Origin of the sequence: Desulfosarcina alkanivorans (genome assembly GCF_009688945.1) — a bacterium.
Taxonomy (GTDB): domain Bacteria; phylum Desulfobacterota; class Desulfobacteria; order Desulfobacterales; family Desulfosarcinaceae; genus Desulfosarcina; species Desulfosarcina alkanivorans.
The window spans coordinates 6,527,942-6,544,679 of the sequence record NZ_AP021874.1 but is presented as its reverse complement, the minus strand read 5'-3'; the positions used below and the strand labels follow the sequence as shown (position 1 = coordinate 6,544,679).

15 protein-coding genes are annotated in these 16,738 nt (G+C 59.3%); 7 read left to right on the top strand and 8 right to left on the bottom strand.

Annotated features, from left to right (window positions below; translation table 11 throughout):
- Positions 1–113: 113 nt before the first annotated feature.
- From DSCA_RS28400 to DSCA_RS28385, 4 genes are all read left to right on the top strand, one after another.
- Positions 114–1,856: an aldehyde ferredoxin oxidoreductase C-terminal domain-containing protein gene (locus DSCA_RS28400; RefSeq protein WP_155319651.1), complete on the top strand. Its 1,743-nt coding sequence runs from the start codon at positions 114–116 to the stop codon at positions 1,854–1,856.
- Between the two features lie 103 nt (positions 1,857–1,959).
- Complete coding sequence (locus tag DSCA_RS28395; protein ID WP_155319650.1) at positions 1,960–2,562, top strand: hypothetical protein; 603 nt, start codon at positions 1,960–1,962, stop codon at positions 2,560–2,562.
- Positions 2,552–2,728 carry a hypothetical protein gene (locus DSCA_RS28390; RefSeq protein ID WP_155319649.1) on the top strand — a complete coding sequence of 59 codons (177 nt, stop codon included), beginning with the start codon at positions 2,552–2,554 and terminating at the stop codon, positions 2,726–2,728. Before DSCA_RS28395 ends, DSCA_RS28390 begins: the two co-directional genes overlap by 11 nt.
- 404 nt (positions 2,729–3,132) lie before the next feature.
- Complete coding sequence (locus DSCA_RS28385) at positions 3,133–3,549, top strand: hypothetical protein (RefSeq protein WP_155319648.1); 417 nt, start codon at positions 3,133–3,135, stop codon at positions 3,547–3,549.
- A gap of 48 nt (positions 3,550–3,597) precedes the next feature.
- On the opposite strand, the gene DSCA_RS28380 is transcribed toward DSCA_RS28385, so the two are convergent.
- The 3 genes from DSCA_RS28380 to DSCA_RS28370 form a co-directional block, all read right to left on the bottom strand.
- A complete protein-coding gene (locus DSCA_RS28380; RefSeq protein ID WP_155319647.1) occupies positions 3,598–5,157 on the bottom strand; it encodes a glycerol-3-phosphate dehydrogenase/oxidase in 1,560 nt (519 codons plus the stop codon).
- Positions 5,158–5,255: 98 nt separating this feature from the next.
- Positions 5,256–6,914, bottom strand: a complete 1,659-nt coding sequence (locus tag DSCA_RS28375) for an adenosylcobalamin-dependent ribonucleoside-diphosphate reductase (protein WP_155319646.1) — start codon at positions 6,912–6,914, stop codon at positions 5,256–5,258.
- Positions 6,915–7,098: 184 nt separating this feature from the next.
- Complete coding sequence (locus DSCA_RS28370) at positions 7,099–8,094, bottom strand: calcium/sodium antiporter (RefSeq protein WP_155319645.1); 996 nt, start codon at positions 8,092–8,094, stop codon at positions 7,099–7,101.
- Positions 8,095–8,461: 367 nt separating this feature from the next.
- Between DSCA_RS28370 and DSCA_RS32775 the strand changes: the two genes are divergently transcribed.
- A complete protein-coding gene (locus tag DSCA_RS32775) occupies positions 8,462–11,083 on the top strand; it encodes a mechanosensitive ion channel domain-containing protein (RefSeq protein ID WP_231716305.1) in 2,622 nt (873 codons plus the stop codon).
- A 151-nt stretch (positions 11,084–11,234) separates the two neighbouring features.
- Here DSCA_RS32775 and DSCA_RS28360 read toward each other — a convergent pair whose 3' ends face one another.
- The 3 genes from DSCA_RS28360 to DSCA_RS33395 form a co-directional block, all read right to left on the bottom strand.
- Entirely contained in the window at positions 11,235–11,495 is a 261-nt protein-coding gene (locus DSCA_RS28360) for a hypothetical protein (protein WP_155319644.1), read from the bottom strand.
- A 17-nt stretch (positions 11,496–11,512) separates the two neighbouring features.
- A complete protein-coding gene (locus DSCA_RS28355) occupies positions 11,513–12,682 on the bottom strand; it encodes a phospholipase A (protein WP_155319643.1) in 1,170 nt (389 codons plus the stop codon).
- A 174-nt stretch (positions 12,683–12,856) separates the two neighbouring features.
- A complete protein-coding gene (locus tag DSCA_RS33395) occupies positions 12,857–13,060 on the bottom strand; it encodes a universal stress protein (RefSeq protein ID WP_407924261.1) in 204 nt (67 codons plus the stop codon).
- Positions 13,061–13,361: 301 nt separating this feature from the next.
- Between DSCA_RS33395 and DSCA_RS28345 the strand changes: the two genes are divergently transcribed.
- Together DSCA_RS28345 and DSCA_RS28340 are read left to right on the top strand one after the other, a co-directional pair.
- Positions 13,362–13,712, top strand: coding sequence for a DUF599 family protein (locus tag DSCA_RS28345; RefSeq protein WP_155319641.1), 351 nt, complete (start codon positions 13,362–13,364; stop codon positions 13,710–13,712).
- Positions 13,712–14,566 (top strand): mechanosensitive ion channel family protein, encoded by an 855-nt coding sequence (locus DSCA_RS28340; protein WP_155319640.1) that lies wholly within the window; start codon positions 13,712–13,714, stop codon positions 14,564–14,566. The genes DSCA_RS28345 and DSCA_RS28340 overlap by 1 nt, the downstream gene beginning before the upstream one ends.
- Before the next feature lie 98 nt (positions 14,567–14,664).
- Here the strand turns inward: DSCA_RS28340 and DSCA_RS28335 are convergent, their stop codons facing one another.
- Both DSCA_RS28335 and DSCA_RS28330 read right to left on the bottom strand, forming a co-directional pair.
- The gene (locus tag DSCA_RS28335; protein WP_231716304.1) at positions 14,665–15,672 is read right to left on the bottom strand and encodes a zinc transporter ZntB; all 1,008 of its coding nucleotides are present in this window, start codon (positions 15,670–15,672) and stop codon (positions 14,665–14,667) included.
- Positions 15,673–15,691: 19 nt separating this feature from the next.
- Complete coding sequence (locus DSCA_RS28330) at positions 15,692–16,699, bottom strand: TIGR00341 family protein (protein ID WP_155319639.1); 1,008 nt, start codon at positions 16,697–16,699, stop codon at positions 15,692–15,694.
- Between the last annotated feature and the right edge of the window lie 39 nt (positions 16,700–16,738).

The window sequence follows — 16,738 nt, the reverse complement described above, 5'->3', positions numbered from 1 at the left end:
GAACACTCATAATTACAATAAGAAGGAAGCCTGTTTTCTCACGTCATTCAACATACGACCATCAATCACGGATTACTTGTTAACATCAGAATAGTATGAACAGGAGGGACAAGATGGACAAAATTTTAAGAATTGACATGGGCGCTCCGGGAGGCCCGGCTGTAAAAACCGAGGCTTTGGGAGAGTATGCAGGATTGGGTGGCCGGGCAATGACCTCGGCGGTCGTTGCCAAGGAAGTCCCCCCCACCTGCCATCCGCTGAGCGATGCCAACAAACTGGTCATCGCACCGGGCCTGCTGAGCGGATCGGCCGCGGCCATTTCCGGCCGGATCAGCGTGGGTTGCAAAAGCCCGCTCACCGGCGGCATCAAGGAGGCCAATTCCGGCGGCCAGGGAGCCCAGGTGATGGGCCGGTTGGGCTATGCGGCCATCATCCTCGAGGGAAAAGCCGACGACGACAGCCTCTACAAGGTTTTCATCGATAAGGACGGCGTCAAACTGGAGTCCGCCGAAGATCTCAAGGGTCTGGGCAACTACGCCACCGTGGAAAAGCTCAGCGCCCAGTACGGCAGCAAGGTGGCCTGTGTCACCATCGGCCAGGCGGGTGAAATGAAAATGTCCGCCGCCTCCATCGCCTTCACGGATGTGGAGCAGCGCCCCACCCGCCACGCCGGACGCGGGGGCGTTGGTGCCGTCATGGGGTCCAAAGGCATCAAGGCCATCGTCCTGGATGACAACGGCATGAAAATGCGCCAGCCCGCCGATCCCGAGAAATTCAAAGCCGCCAACAAGGCTTTTGCCGCAGGCCTGCGCAAGCACCCGGTCACCGGCGAAGGACTGCCCGCATTCGGCACCAATGTGCTCACCAATGTGGTCAACGAAGCCGGCGGATACCCCACCCACAATTTTAAAACCGGGCAGTTCGAGGGTGCATCCAACCTCTCCGGTGAAACCCAGGCCGCACTGGAAAACGAACGCGGAGGCGAAGGATCGGCCACCCACGGCTGCCATCGGGGATGTGTGATCCGCTGCTCGGGGACCTTTTACGATAAAGACGGCAATTTCGTCACCAAACAGCCCGAGTACGAGACGGTCTGGGCCCACGGCGGCAACTGCGGCATCGACGATCTGGATGTGGTCGCCCAACTGGACCGCATGGATGACGATTTCGGCCTGGACACCATCGAAATGGGCGCCACCATCGGCGTGGCCATGGAAGCCGGACTGGCCAAGTTCGGCGACAGCCAGGCGGCCATCCGGCTGCTCCAGGAAGTGGGCGACGGAACGCCGCTGGGAAGAATTCTGGGCAACGGCGCCGCCGTGACCGGACAGGTCTTCGGCGTGGAGCGGGTGCCCGTGGTCAAGCGCCAGTCCATGCCCGCCTACGACCCCCGTGCGGTCCAGGGCATCGGCGTCACCTACGCCACCACCACCATGGGCGCCGACCACACGGCCGGCTATGCCGTGGCCACCAACCTCCTGGGCGTCGGCGGCAGCGTGGATGCCCTCAAACCCGAGGGGCAGGTGGAATTGTCCAGGAACCTTCAGATTGCCACCGCAGCCATCGACTCCACCGGCATGTGCCTGTTCATCGCCTTTGCCATCCTCGACCAGCCCGACACCTTCAATGCCCTGGTCGATCTGGTCGGCGCCTTTATCGGCCAGCCGATGACCGCCGACGACGTCACCGCCCTTGGCCAGTCGGTGCTGAAAAACGAACGCGAATTCAATCGGGCCGCCGGCTTTACCGCCAATGACGACCGTCTGCCCGACTATTTCAAGAAAGAGGCCCTGGCACCCCACAATGTCACCTTCGGCGTCACCGACGAAGAGCTGGACACGGTATTCAACTGGTAGGGTCGAGGCTTGACAGGGATGACCACTGAAACGGACGGGGAGATCCGCAAGGATCTCCCCGTTTACTTAGCGACACACCACAGCCCCATTCGGAGCATCAGCCATGATTCGACTCGACCTGCGGGTGGATGGTTCCTGCACCCCCCTGTTTTCCTCACTATTTGAAAAAGGTGTCGTCCTGTCTGCAAGAACCGGCTGCACCCTTCGGGAGTTTCTTTGCGGCCAGTTGGGTATCGACGACGACTACCTCGACCAGCGCGTCCAGACCCTGTTCCTCGATGCCCGACCGGTGGACGATGTGGATACGGCAATGGTCCGGGACGGGGCCACCCTGGCCCTGAGTGCGGCCATGCCCGGCCTGCTGGGAGCCACCATGCGCAAGGGGGGACGCTACGCGGCCTTCCGCAAGGATATCTCTCAACCCGCCGATGCCTGTGGTGCCTGCGAATCCACGGGACGGGTGACGGTCAAACTGTTCAACATGGTCGCCAGGGAGGTCGGCTCCCGCCTGTTGGAAACCGGGGTGGAGGTGCACGGCAGGGATCTCCAGCGGATTGCTGAGCGTTTCCCCGACGAGTTGACCCGCAATATCCGGAACGCACGCGTGGATGACGGCGAGGTCTCGGCGGACATGAATCTCTTCTCAAGCCTGTCCTCGCAATGGGTACTCCTGTCTGTTGTCATGGAGCAAGGACATGGAAGATGACCACGCCATTGCCGATCTCCTGTCAACCGTGGCCGGGCAATACCGCAAGCAGATCGCGGACGAGACCCTCCCGAAAAACAAGACGCGGCTGGAAATCATCCGCAGGCTGGCGTTGATCTCCCAGAGCATCAAGGGCCTGATGAAATTGGATCAGGAATCGTTGTAATCCCACGCCCCCCCTATTGGCTTCCCGCCTCCTGACCACACCCCGGATCACCCGGGGGCCCATCTAACGGGACAGAATGGAAACCATCCTTGTGGTGGACGACCTTCAGGATCGGCGTTATACCGCACGGACCTCCTCAGACGCCGGATTCGACCGGTGCTGTGCCCCCACCATGGAAGGTTTTTCACAAAAACTGTTACAAAAAGGACACAATAGGAAGTTTTTGTCATACACCCAACCGGACACGCCCGCCGCCGCACTTTTCATTTTTCATGTGATTGAAACCGGTTAACCAGCCGACTGTATCATTGTGAAAAAAACCGCACATGGTTCGATTATTGCTTTTGTGACTTTATTTAACAATTGCCGCTTCACTCCCCGAAAACAATCCGGAAAGGAACGCCATGCTTCGGTTCGGTGCTTCGACCGGCAACGCCTGCGAAATGGACCTCGACCATATTTTTATCTCCAGGCTCAAGCTGTTGATCATTATGACGCGAGCATATCTGGAGGGGTATCCATTGGGCGCGGTGCGCAAACGCACGCTGGTCGGCAATGCGCGTTACATCGGCGCCGAAAGCATCGACCTGGAACAACTGATTCCCATTCGTAACCGGCAGTCGATCAAAGACGGGATGGGGTTCGATCATGTATTCTACCAGCGGGTCAAGCTGCTGGCCGCCATGGCCAAAACCATCGGGAAGGCCTATCCCATGGGCGAGCATCGCCAGAAAGCCCTGAGGGAAAACCTGGACATGATCTGCAGCACCCTGGAATTTACCAGCGGGATCAGGAAAGTGGATTTTCTCAAAGTGGCCTGACCGCCTTCCGGTCGGCACTTTCCACCTTCCGACATCGAACCGCCAGCCTCAATCCGGCTGGTAGCCTCGGGCCAGCATCTTGAATCCGGCCACCTGTTCCCGCTCCCATTCCGCCCCCCTTCCCAATTCGTGTGCCATGAGGGCAGCCGTCTTCTCAGCAATGTCCATGCTTGCCGGCGCATCAAGGATAAGGGCGCGGGTTCGGCGAGCCAGCACATCTTCCAGTGTTACGGCCATTTCATGGCGAACGGCCCAAATCACCTCCGCACCGACGTAGGGCAGACGGTCGTGCAGTTTTTCTCCCATCCGGGCATCGGTGTCGACAATCCGCCGGATGGAAACCGCGTCGGACCCATAGGCCCGCATCGGATCCGCCGGATCCATGTTCTTCAGCCACCCGTGAATGCGCAGCGTGCGCGTCCGGCAGTCGCTTTCGGGCAAACCGGCAATCAAGGCCGCCTGGTCCACGGCATCTTCGGCCATCTTTCGGTAGGTCGTCCATTTACCGCCGGTAATGGTCACCAACCCCGACGGGGAGACCGCCAAATGATGGTCCCGGGAGATGGCAGCGGTCTTTTTGCCCTCACCTGCCCCCACCAGCGGCCGGAGGCCCGCAAACACGCACAGGATATCCTCCCGGACGGGATCCTCGACCATGTACTGGGCGGCATGCTTGAGAATGAAATCAATCTCTTCTTCGAAGGGGCGGGGTTCCAGGGTGGCGCGATCCACCGGTGTATCGGTGGTCCCCACCAGCACCCGGTCGTGCCAGGGCACGGCGAACAACACCCGTCCGTCTTCAGTCTGAGGCACCATGATGGCAGTGTTTCCTTTCAGGAACCGCTTGTCCAGAACCAGGTGAATGCCCTGGCTGTGGGTAATGAGAGCGGGTGCCCCGGGCCGGTCCATTCGCAGGATGTCATCGGCAAAAATGCCCGTGGCGTTGATCACCACCCGGGCGCGAACGGTCCGTTCTTCCCCGGTCAGGGAATCCTTTATGGTAACCCCGTTGATCATCTCCCCCGAATAGGTCAGGTCCGTCACCTGCATGTAGTTGACGGGCACACCGCCGGCATCCGCAATCGACTGGGCCAGGTTGACCGCCAGACGGGCGTCGTCGAACTGTCCGTCATGGTAGACCACGCCGCCGCGCAGCCGGTCCGGCTCCAGGGTCGGAATCCGTTGAAGGGTCTCCGCTTTGGACAGCCACTTGGAAGTCCCCAACCCCAGCCGGCCGGCCAGAAGATCGTAGACTTTGAGCCCGACCCCGTAAAAAGGGCCGTCCCACCATTCATAGTTGGGCACGATGAACGCCTGGTTCCGAACGAGGTGGGGCGCGTTCTGCATCAGCAGGCCACGTTCGTGAAGGGCCTCGAGAACCAGCGAGACATTGCCCTGCTGAAGGTAGCGCACCCCGCCATGCACCAGTTTGGTACTGCGGCTGGACGTCCCCTTGGCAAAATCATCCTGCTCCACCAGCAAGGTCTGGTACCCCCGCGAGGCGGCGTCCAGCGCACATCCAAGACCGGTGGCACCGCCGCCGATCACCAGCATGTCCCAGTATCCGTCATTGGCGTCGATGGCATCGATGGATTGTCTTCGGTTCATGATAAATCCTCACGTTTAAGATGGGCTGCCCGCAGATGAGAACCGCAGCCAGAACGAAGCCGTCGGTTTCGCGACCTTTTGCCTCCGGTCCCCGGCCCTTAGGAACACTCCTCATTTTTTAACGAACAGGCGGAGAGAATCTGGTCCGGGTGAGACTTGTCACGGTATACGGTGATCCCCTTGAGGTTCATGTCCGCCGCTTCCAGAAAAAGATCACGGACATCCTCAACCGTGGCGGCTTCGGGCAGATTGACCGTTTTGGAAACGGCATTGTCCGTATTCTTCTGGAAGGCGGCCTGGATCTTGAGGTGCCAGTGGGGGGAGACGTCCCAGGCCGTCTGAAAGATCCGTCGGTCGATGGGCCGGCCTTCACGCCGGTATCGCTGGTAAAGGGGATGCACGTCCTTGAAAACCTGATCCACGATCCGGCGCTCGACGTCAAAAGCGAAAACCGGTTCGACACTGCTGCTGACCCCTGCCAGAATGCTGATGGTCCCGGTGGGCGCCACGGTGGTCAGGGTGGCATTGCGCCGCCACGTCACCCCCCTGGCTGGAAATACGCTCTGCTGAAAAGCGGGAAAATTTCCCCGCTTCACGGCCAATTCAGCCGACGCGGCCTCGGCGGTTTGCTGAACCCGGGACATGATCGCTTCGGCTAGCGCCACGGCCTGTTCACTCTGGTAGGGGATGCCGAGGAGAATCAACATGTCGGCGAATCCCATAACCCCCAGCCCGATCTTGCGGTTCATCCGACTCCACTCACCGGTGCGGGAAATGGGGTGCCGGTTCACTTCCACCACGTTGTCCAGAAAATGAACGCCCAAATGCACGAGGGAATCCAGTTTCCCGTAGTCGATGGCGTTGCCGTCGATGATCCGGGTGAGGTTGATGGAGCCCAGGGTGCACGACTCGTAGGGCAGCAACGGCTGCTCGCCACATGGGTTGGTGGCTTCCAGCGGCCCCATTTCCGGGGTGGGGTTGGCCCGGTTGATGCGGTCGAGGAACAGGATGCCGGGATCCCCGGTCGCCCATGCGCTTGCTGCCATCAGGCCGAGCAGGTCGGCCGCCGGCAGGCGTGCCACCTCGGCCCCGGTTCGCGGGTGAACCAGGGGATAGTCGCGCCCGTTCTTTACACAATCGATAAAAAGGTCGTCCACGGCCACGGAAAGATTGAAATGGCACAGCTGGCGGCGGTCTTGCTTGGCCGTGACAAACGCCTTGATGTCCGGGTGGTTCACATGCAGCACACCCATGTTGGCGCCAGGCCGGATGCGGTCCCGGTCGATGAGGTGAGTGGCGGCATCGAACAGCCGGATGAACGACACCGGCCCGCCGGTTACCCCGGATGCCGGAAAAATGGTGTCCCCGGCGGGGCGCAGCCGACTGAAGGAGAATCCGGTGCCGCCGCCGGTATGGTGGATCAGGGCGGCATCCTTGAGGCTCTGGAAAATGGACTCCAGATGGTCTTCCACCGGCAGCACGAAACAGGCGGCCAACTGCCCCAGCGGACGGCCGGCATTCATCAGACAGGGTGAATTGGGCAGAAAGGAGAGTGAGGTCATGGCCGATGCGAAGCGCGCCTCGGTGTCCCGGACCGAAGCACGTGCGTCGAACAACCGGTCCGCCTCGGCCACCACCCGGGCCACCCGCGCGAACACATCTGCCGGCGTTTCGATGGTCTCTCCGCGATAGTTTCGGGCAAGATAGCGTTTTTTAAAGACTTCAACGGCCAGCGGGGTGAGATTGTCAATGCTCATGGCTCCGCCTTTCCATCCGACCTGGTGCATTCAAGGGGTGGTTGGTTTTGTAGATCCCCGGCGCTGTGGCCCATCCATCGGGAAACAGGGTCATCATCGTTCAAAGTCGTTTCATCATCGGTCGTATCACCCGGTCGGCCCTGTTCCGCCCCCCTTGCAGAAAACGGGATAACAACGTTTGCCCTCAGCCGGCAGACCCCACCGGCGTGCCGGTCGGGAACAGGGGATAAAGCAGATAGCCGAGGTAAAGCCCATAAACCAGCAGGGCCAGCCCCCCTTCCCAGCGGTCCATGATGCGCACCCGGCCGCTGAACATGAAGACGAAAAGCAGGATGCCGGACGCCATCATGGCGCCCATGTCCACATTGGCGGCGGGGTTGAAGGGCAGCGGCCGGATGACCGCACTGACCCCCAGGATGAAAAACACATTGAAAATATTGGAGCCGACCACGTTGCCCACCGCGATCTCCACGTCTCCCCGCCTGGCAGCCATGGCCGAGGTGGCCAGTTCGGGAAGCGAGGTGCCCACCGCCACCACCGTCAGTCCCATTACGGCCCGGGGGATGGCCAGCAGCTCCCCTATGATGGCGGCATTGTCCACGATCCAGCGCCCGCCGAACAGCAGGCCGCAAAACCCGATGGTCATTTTCAGTGCAATCCCGACCGCGTTGTCCGCCGGCGCCGGCGTGAATTCCGGCAGCCCGTCAACCGGTGCGGCGATAGATGCCGTGTATGCAATGAAGATGGCGAAGAAGCCCAGCAGCACGAGGCCGTCCGAACGGCTGATCGTTGAACGGACGGCGCCGTCGATATAGACGTCACTGGCCAGGATCCAGAGCATCACCACCGCCAGCAGGCTGAGAGGAATCTCCTTCCAAACGGTTCCCTTCGAAACGGTGAGCGGCCGAATCAGTGACGATATCCCCAGAATCAGAAGAACGTTGGCAATGTTGCTGCCGACCACATTGCCCAGGGCGATATCGCTGCTTCCGCTGACGGCGGCGGAGATGTTGACGAACAGTTCGGGTGCCGAAGTGCCGAAAGCCACCACCGTCAGCCCGACGGCCACGGGCGGGACGTTCATGCCCCGCGCCAGTCGCGCAGCGCCATCCACGAACAGGTCGGCGCCCTTGATGAGAACGAGAAACCCGGCCAGCAGCAACAGTGAAGGGATGATCATGGGCGAAACGCGCCTCTGGGGGAAGTCCGAGACGCCGTTCCTCTGATGTTCCTCATAAAGCGGGTTCTCTTTCCATGGGGCACCTGCAGGCACGGCAACGGTTGCCACGTCCGCTGAAGCACCTGGCATCCGAATAAAGTCGGCAAGGCCCTTGCCTCTCCAACGGCATTCAGTGTATAGGTTTTTACGGTGCGCCTCTTATGGGCTGAACGATCACCGGCGAAGCTATTTCTAATTTTTTTAACGTGTTCAGCAAAAGCGGGATCCAAATCACAGTTTAAAAGTCCGACCTTTATCCGTCAAGGGAAATCAACCGGCGGGATGCGTCCCGCCGGCCAGGGATTACCGACACAGGAGTTTCCGGCATTTGAAAACAGCACGTCAATCAACGCTTGCAGCGACCGGCGGCGGCCGGGTTTTTCTCCTGACCGTCATGCTGCTCCTGGCCGTGTCAACAGCCTTTGCCCAGGACGATGGGCAGGCACCGTCCGGGGCGCCCCCATATCCCGACCTGAAACAAACCGTCCAGGCCGCCCTGCAGGCTGAAAAAAGCCACCTCTCCAGTCTCGAGAAAAGCCTCCAGGACCACGAAAACCGGGCACGGGAACAGATTGCCGAACTCGGCCTCAAAAACATTCAACTCTCGACCGTCGCCAGCCTGCTGCTGACACCCGAGACACGCATGGACGACCTTGAGAAGGCATGGCCCGGCATTCGAAGCACCATAGAAAAGCTGGATGGCTGGCTGGCCGAGTTGAAGAAGCGGCTGGATGACGCGCAGAAACTCAGCGGGCAGTTAGCCGACCAGAAGACCTTTGCCGAGCAGCAACTCCAGATCCTGAAAGCGGCTGAAAGCCGCACCCCGGAATCACAGGCGCTGATCGATGACCTCGATGTCCTGATTCGCAGCCAGGCGAAGCGGGGTGAGATCCTGAAACGATTGCAGGCGGGTTATCTCGACCTGATCGCCCGGGTCGGTGAAACCCGTCAGGGCTTTGTCGACCTGACGGAAAAATTCAGTCTGGGAATACAGGAAAAAAGGTGGGCGGACCGTTTTCAGAGAACCGTCAACCCGCTCATCAGCCTCGGATGGAAAAACATCGGGGGTGAATTGAGAAGTTTGGGGGAACAGCTTCGTAAAATCGGTTCCCTGTCGTATTGGTTCGTGCTGGGAGCCGACCTGCTGGCCAGCCGGGGGCTGCTGCCGGTGACGTCGTTGCTGCTTTACCTGCTTACCATGATCCTGATCCTGCGTTTGCGGCGTTTTTTCCGGCGGATCCGGGAGAAGGCGTTCACCACTGAATACCCCTGGCGCCGGATGGCCATCCGGCTGTTGACCCGCTCCATGCCGCTGTTGGGGACCGTTCTTTTTTTCTACATTTTTTTCCAGGCCCGAAGTCTCTTCGACACGGTTTTGGGCATTCAGGAAATGTTTTCCCTGCTGATCGTGTGGCTCTTTACCAAGTGGGGGCTGAATTTCATCTCCCTGCAAACGCAGCAAGACCCCCAGCTGCTGCCGACCGCCTGGGCTTCCCCCCTGAAAAGCCTTTTGCGCCTGATTCGCTGTTTTGCGGCGATCTATCTGGTACTTGCCTGGCTCGTCGGATCCGGGGGGGTCCTCCTGATGGTGGCCCGCATCGCTTTCGAAGCCGCCCTGATTGTCTGGATCTTCCGGTTTCGCCCCCAATTCAGGGCGCATCCCATGCCGGGGGTCGCCCCGGCAACCTGGCAAAAGCTGCTGCGCCCGACACTTTCGGTGCTGGCCAACATCATTTTCATCACCGGTCCGGTTCTCGAACTGGCCGGTTACGGCGCCCTGTCACTCTATTGGTTTACCTCCTGGGGGGCAACGGCGACGGCGCTTTTCTGGGGGCTTCTTTTTTTTCTGATCCTGCGGGAAGGGGACCAGCGGTTCTACAAGGAGCCGCCATCATCCCCGGCCGTCCCTCACCGGGCCGCACAGCCGGTCCGCTGGGCGTTGTTCCAGCTTTTCTGGCTGATGTGGGGCATTGTGCTGCTGATTAGCCTGATCCTGGCCTGGAGCGGCACCCAGACGGTTTTCTCAGGCCTGGTGAAGGTCCTTCGATTTCCCGTCAGTGTCGGAGATTCCAGCTTCACCTTGAGGGGCCTTCTCTCAGCCGCCCTGATCCTGTTTTTCACCCATCTGCTGATCCGGCTGTGGCGTCACGTGCTCTCCACCCGGATACTGGCGCAAAGCGGCCTGGAGTCCGGTCTTCAGCATTCGATAACCAGTATCACGGTCTACCTTCTGTGGGGCATCGGCGTATTGGCGGCGCTGCACGCATTTGGACTCAGCAGCACCTCCCTGACAGTGGCCTTCGGCGCCCTGAGCATCGGCCTGGGCTTTGGCCTGCAAAACATTTTCAACAATTTTATAAGCGGCATCATCCTGCTCTTCGAACGGCCCATCCAGGTGGGCGACGCCGTTGAAATCAACGGCACCTGGGCGGAGGTCAAGAAGATCAACTTCCGATCCACGGTCGTACAAACCTACGACAACGCCTCACTGATCATTCCCAACTCGGAATTCATCAGCAGCCAGGTAACCAACTGGAGCTTTCGCGACCTGACCCTGCGCATCAAGATCAGCGTCGGTGTGGCCTATGGCTCGGACATCGAACGGGTTCGCAGCACCCTGCTGGAAATCGCCGGCAAAACAGAAAAGGTCCTCGCGTATCCGCGCCCGGATGTACTCTTCTCTGATTTTGGCGACAGCGCCCTGGTCTTCGTGCTGCGAGTCTGGACCGACGTGGACAACATGCTCAAGGTCGGGACCGCCATCCGCTTCGAAATCGACCGGCTGTTCCGGGAGCAGGGCATCGAAATCGCCTTTCCCCAGCGCGACATCCACATTCGCTCCAACGTCACGGCGCAAGCGGCGAATACCTTCACCGTCGACGCCCCCCCCCCGGGGAAAAAGGCGTCACCCTCCCCTGCCGGGCCTGGAGCCAAACCGGAAACGGCGTAAAACACACGCCAGGTCGAAAACCTGGGGTGCCCCCCGGGACCGGAAGTGGCACGGCGGTCATGGATATCGGGGGCCTTCCTTTTGATGAAAGGGGTAGCAGGCAACATCGCGGCACGTCGGGGGTGCAAGTCACCACCAAAGGGTACCAGAATCAGCGGGACCGGACCGCCGCCGGCGAGGCGATCGGTTCGGCGATCCGACGCAGCAGCCGGCCGAGAATATCCGCGCCGGTAATGATCCTCGGAGAGCGGCCCCACACCAGGATGATATCCTGATCGATCACGTCATCGTCCGGAGCGATGCCCTGCACCTGAAACCGGCGCAGCGTTTTGCCCAAGGTCTCTCCGTCTTCGGCAATAACCGGGCGATGGCAGAAGCGGGTGGGATCGACGGAGCCATCGGGAATAAACACGCTGCGTAAAAAGCCGTCTACCTGACAATGGAAAATCCCAGCCGGAATGCCTCCGTGCGGTCCCGATACTCGATAAGGCTCTCTGCAAGCGCATTCGTGTACTGTGCGTGAAGGTAGATGTCCAGTGCGTTGAAGAGAAAGCGGTGCAGCGGGTAGGTCAGGTCCAACTGCACGGAGGGTCCCTCCCGGGCCCATCTGAATACGGATCCCAGCACGATACCGTCCGGTCGGCCCAGCTTGAGTTCCAGGTCGAAATAGCCCCGGTAGTCATCCAGGTCCGGATTGGTGTCGTCGTCATTATTCACATAGGCCCAGATCTTTGGGGCCACCTGAAGCCCATACTGGCGGCCTTCGCTGAAAAAGATGAAAACCGGCCGGGCATAGAGGTAGTTGGTGCTGCGCGAAAATTCCCCGCCCCGGCCGTTGGATTCGTGCTGGAATCCGGACTGAAAAAACAACCCCTGGATGGGGGCGTCACCGGCCATGAAGTTCCTGGAGATCCAGAACAACTCCGGCTTGTAACTGGTATCCTCGAAAGGGGCGGAATCGGACTCCAGATCCCAGAAGGAGGTCTGGGTGTAGCCGAAGTTAAACCCTTTGACCCACGGGTGACGTTCTGCCAAGTCCGACTCCGGATTGAAAAAGCGATATTTGAAGCTGACCTGGAACTTGCTTTTTTCGGGGTCCGTGCCGACCAGAAAGTACATGGGTTCATATGCGGCCATGTTGCCAAGGTACGGCTGGTAAAGGGTAAACAGGGAGTCCAGCGTCGGATAACGGCCGCTGGCCTCCGGTGTCTCCGCCGGCGCAGCGATCCCGAAAAGGATTGCCGGCACCCTGACGCCCGCAATACGCAGCTGTACGGTCCCCATCAGCCCGTCAGGAGGCTCGAAGGCATATAACGCTTTTTGGACGCCCGCCAAGCCACCGGCAAGAGAAACGTCGTACCCCGGGACCCTTCGGGCGGTGACCGCATGGGCCTGCCCACCGCTTTCAAGGGTGCAGGCCAGATGGTCGGAGAATTCATCGGATGGCGCCTCCGGCCCTGCCCCCATGGCGACCAGCGAGAATTCAATCCGCTGGCCTGCGGACCAGTTCTCTTTGGCCATGGAAATGGATATCTCCGCGGCGTTGGCCGTCATCCCAACGAGGGCAATCATTGCAACAACCACCATAATCAGACGCATTGGAACGCTCCCTTAGCAAATTGGTATTAATGGGATTTTAGAAGTCCGGTGGCTTCGACTGGCCCCGGATCGGCCCCCTGCGGCCAATTGGCGTGCCCCAACCGGTCGAGCCAGGGCCAAACGACCGCAACGCCTTATCTACACCGCCGCGTCCCTCTTGATGACCATCACCGGTTATTTGCATTTTCGAACCACCCGGTCGGATACTGACCCCAATAACATGTCACTGACGTTGGACCGTCCATGGGATCCGATAACGAGAATGGACGGCGCCTCCCGTTCCTCTAATTCAAGGATCTTACGCCACGGATAACCGGTCTTGATGATACTTCTCACGTTAAAGCCTGCAAGCTCCAGTTCTTTGCCCATTTCGGACAGAGACGCCTCGGCAACCGCTGACGTCTGTAACTCTTTTTAAGGACGGAGGATCCGGTCGGACGAATTCCAGAAACTGGAGATGCATTGCGGACGAATACCGTTATATGAACCGTGTCAAGGCCATTTCCATGAAAGATTGAGGTATTAATTTTAATGTGTTTGGGTATGTGTTAAAAAAGAATATAATACCAATACACCGCAAAGATTACTATCTTTGCCCTTAAGACAGTGCGTTCCAAATAAGAAAACATGGTATTTTCGAAATAGCATAAAGAATTATTTTACATACCGGAAGCCGGACATGTCAATTATTTCGCTGTATGAAACGATCCTGGTTGCATTGACTGCCGTCGTTTTTATCGTCTACCACATGCGTCTTTACAGAAAGGTCCGCCTTGCCCCCTTGACGACGGCCATCGGCATCACCAATCACGTCGGGTTCATGATCAACACCTTTCAGCAAAACGATTCCACCGTCTCCGCGGAAGCGGTTACCCAGGTACTCAATCACGGTGCGCTGCATTACACCATCGGCATGCGGGGGTTCTACCTGTCGGTGCCCATCGCCCTCTGGCTGTTCGGTCCAAGCTGGATGTTGGCGGGAAGCCTGGTTCTGGCTGCCGTTCTGTACCGCCTGGACCGTGAGGCATAATGACGATGAAACTGGCAGACATCCTGTCCGAAATTCACCCGATGTTGAGAATTCTGCTCATTATCGTCCTGGCGGTTGCCGCCCACTTCACCGTCAAGGCTATCCGCCGGTTCAGTCAATATCTGCTGACCATCAAAATAGACCATGATGGAACATCTGAAACCAGCCTGACCCGGAGATACCCCAAGGTTGCCACCATCATTACCATCCTGGTCAGTGCCGTGACGTTTGCCATCTATTTCGTGGCCGTCGGCATGGTTCTGCGAGAATTTAAAATTTCACTGACAACGTATTTCGCCAGCGCAACGGTCATCGGACTGGCCGTCGGCTTCGGGCTGCAGGGATTTGTGCAGGATCTGGTGATCGGTCTCACGCTGATCTTTTCGGATGCCCTCAATATCGGGGAAGTGGTTAAACTGGGTGATGAAATCGGCAGGGTCGACCACATCGGCCTGCGATTCTCCACGCTGATCAACCTGCACGGTCAGCGAATTTTAATCCCCAACAGGAACATTGCCGTCATCGGCCGGTTCCGCGGGGGCTGCATCCGGGCCTATGTCGACATCCAACTGCCGCAGGAAATCGATGAAGCGAAGATATCCACGGCGATCCAGGCCATTGCCGGCGGCATGTATCACCAGCACCGCTCTATCATTCTGTCCCCCCCGGAGGCCTTCGGGATCAAGGAGGCAAAGGCCGGCCAATGGCGTTATCTGCGGATTAAATTCAAGCTGTGGCCCGGACAAATAAAAATCGTCGAAGAAACATTCAAAGAGAGCGTGGTCCAGGCCATCAAAAAATCCAATGCGGATTATGCACCCTGGATGATTACCGTGACCTACAGGGTCGAATGAGGGTCACTGATGCCGGGCGAGTATAGCCCGATGGCCATCGTGGGTTGCCCTGAAAACGGTATGCGCCAGGCATGCCCGGGTTTCCTGAAAGGGGCCCGCTACAGCCATTTTATTTTTCTAAACCATCCAACCAGAACGATCGCGAGAACAACCAGGAAAACCGTGACGATGAGAAACGCCTTCGGGTTTTCAGTCCCCGGGATGCCGCCCACGTTGATCCCCAGCAACCCTGTCAGCAGCCCCAGCGGCAGGAAGATCGCCGCCACGATGGACAGGGTGTACATGGCCCGGTTCATCCGCTCGGCCAGACGGTTGTTCAGCTCTTCCTGGGAGATCAGTGCCCGTTCCCGGGCCGCATCGATGTCCTCCACATAGCGGGCCGTCCGCTCGGCCGTCTCCCGAAGCAATGTCCTGTCCGAATCCGTCAGCCAGGCGATCCGCTCGTGGGTCAGACGGGCCAGCATGTCCCGCTGGGGGGCGATATACCGTCTCAGGCTGATGCTCTCGCGCCGCAGTTCGGCCAGCCGGGGGCGAAGCGCCGCCGTTTCGGCACTGACGATGGTATCCTCAATCTCGGCCACCCGATCCTCGATATCCGCGACGATTTCGCCGATGCGATCGGTAATACGGTCCACCACGGAGACCAAGAACTCCCCGGCTGTGGCAGGCCCGTTGCCTGAACACAATGCCTCGTGAATGTCCTGAACCGCCATGACGCGGTTTCGCCGCATGGTGATGATCCGCCGGTCGGAAATGAACATGCGGACGGCCACCATATCTTCCGGGTCGGCTCCGGGGTTGCAATTGACCCCGCGGATGATGATCAGCACCCCGGTTTCGGAGACCGCGCTGCGTGGCCGGGTTCCCTGTTCCAGCAGCGCTTCCCGGATCATCGGGCTCAATCCGCTCTTGCGGGTCAGCCACCCTAACGCCGTCTCGTTGGCCGCATCCAGGTGAACCCACAAGAGCCCTTGCTCCGGCTGCCATGCGTCGATGTCGGCCCAGGCCAGAGCCGACGTGCGTCTGTCACCGGTGATCCGGTGTGCATATACCAGCCCGCTGGATACCTCGGCCATGTCATCCCCCGCCTTTTCTCGAGTTTTCATTCGTTGACCGGCAATGGTCTCATCCTGTTTTCCACAGCAGGATCAGGACGGTCAGCAGGCACAGGGTGACCGACCAGGTGAGCAGGGCTTTTCGGGTATATTTTTTGGCCCGGTCCGCCTCCCACCAGGTGCGTGGACTGATCCCCCGGACCAGAAAAGTGATGATGCCGGAAAGGTTGATACAGATAATGTTGGTCATGAACAGCAAAAATGCAAAGAACGAATCGTTAAGGTGGCCGGCGCCCAGCAGCAACCCGGAGACGGTCAGCGGCGGCAACAGGGCCACGGCCACCATCACTCCGATGAGGGTCGCCGACACCCCGGTGGTAAACGCCAGCACACCGGCCGCACCGGAGGCCATGGCCAGGACGATGTCCGATATGCTGGCCCGGGTTCTCGAGGCGATCTCTCCGATGCCGGGGTCGACGGCAAGCAGAAACCCCATGGCAAGGGCGAGTAAAAATGCAGCGGAAACCCCTGCCACGAGGGTCTTCAGTCCGTTTTTCCCCAGGTCATAATCCGCCAGGCATGTGGAAAGCGCCAGGGCGACGTTGGGACCCAGGAACGGTGCAATCACCATGGCACCGATAATGACCGCCACATTGTTCTTGAGCAGGCCGATGGCGGCGACGACGGTGGACAGCAGCACCATGGCGATATAAAAACCGGACAACCGGGTACTGTCCACGATGTCTTCATACAGCTCTGCCCGGCTGATGCGGGTGGAGCCGATGGTCTCCGGTTCGGCCGTTTCACCGGGCTGGGGTTCGGCACTGGTTTCGACCCGGGGAATGGCCGCTTCCACGGGAATCAGGATCAGCCGGAACCCCGGGATGGTGGAGAAGGCCTTTTCGAAGCGGTCCATGAGCGGTTCACTCTGTCCGGAATCGACCAGCACGCTGACCACGTGGTTTTCCCCCAGCGACTCCTCCTGCCAGAAATCTGTTGTCCCCTGCTCGGCGAGAACATCCAGAGCAACGGCACCATGGCTTTCCGGTAGAATGATTTTTAACAGGCGCGGAGCCATATGGCGATGTCCCTCAAAGTGATGTGTTTTCTTCAGCGC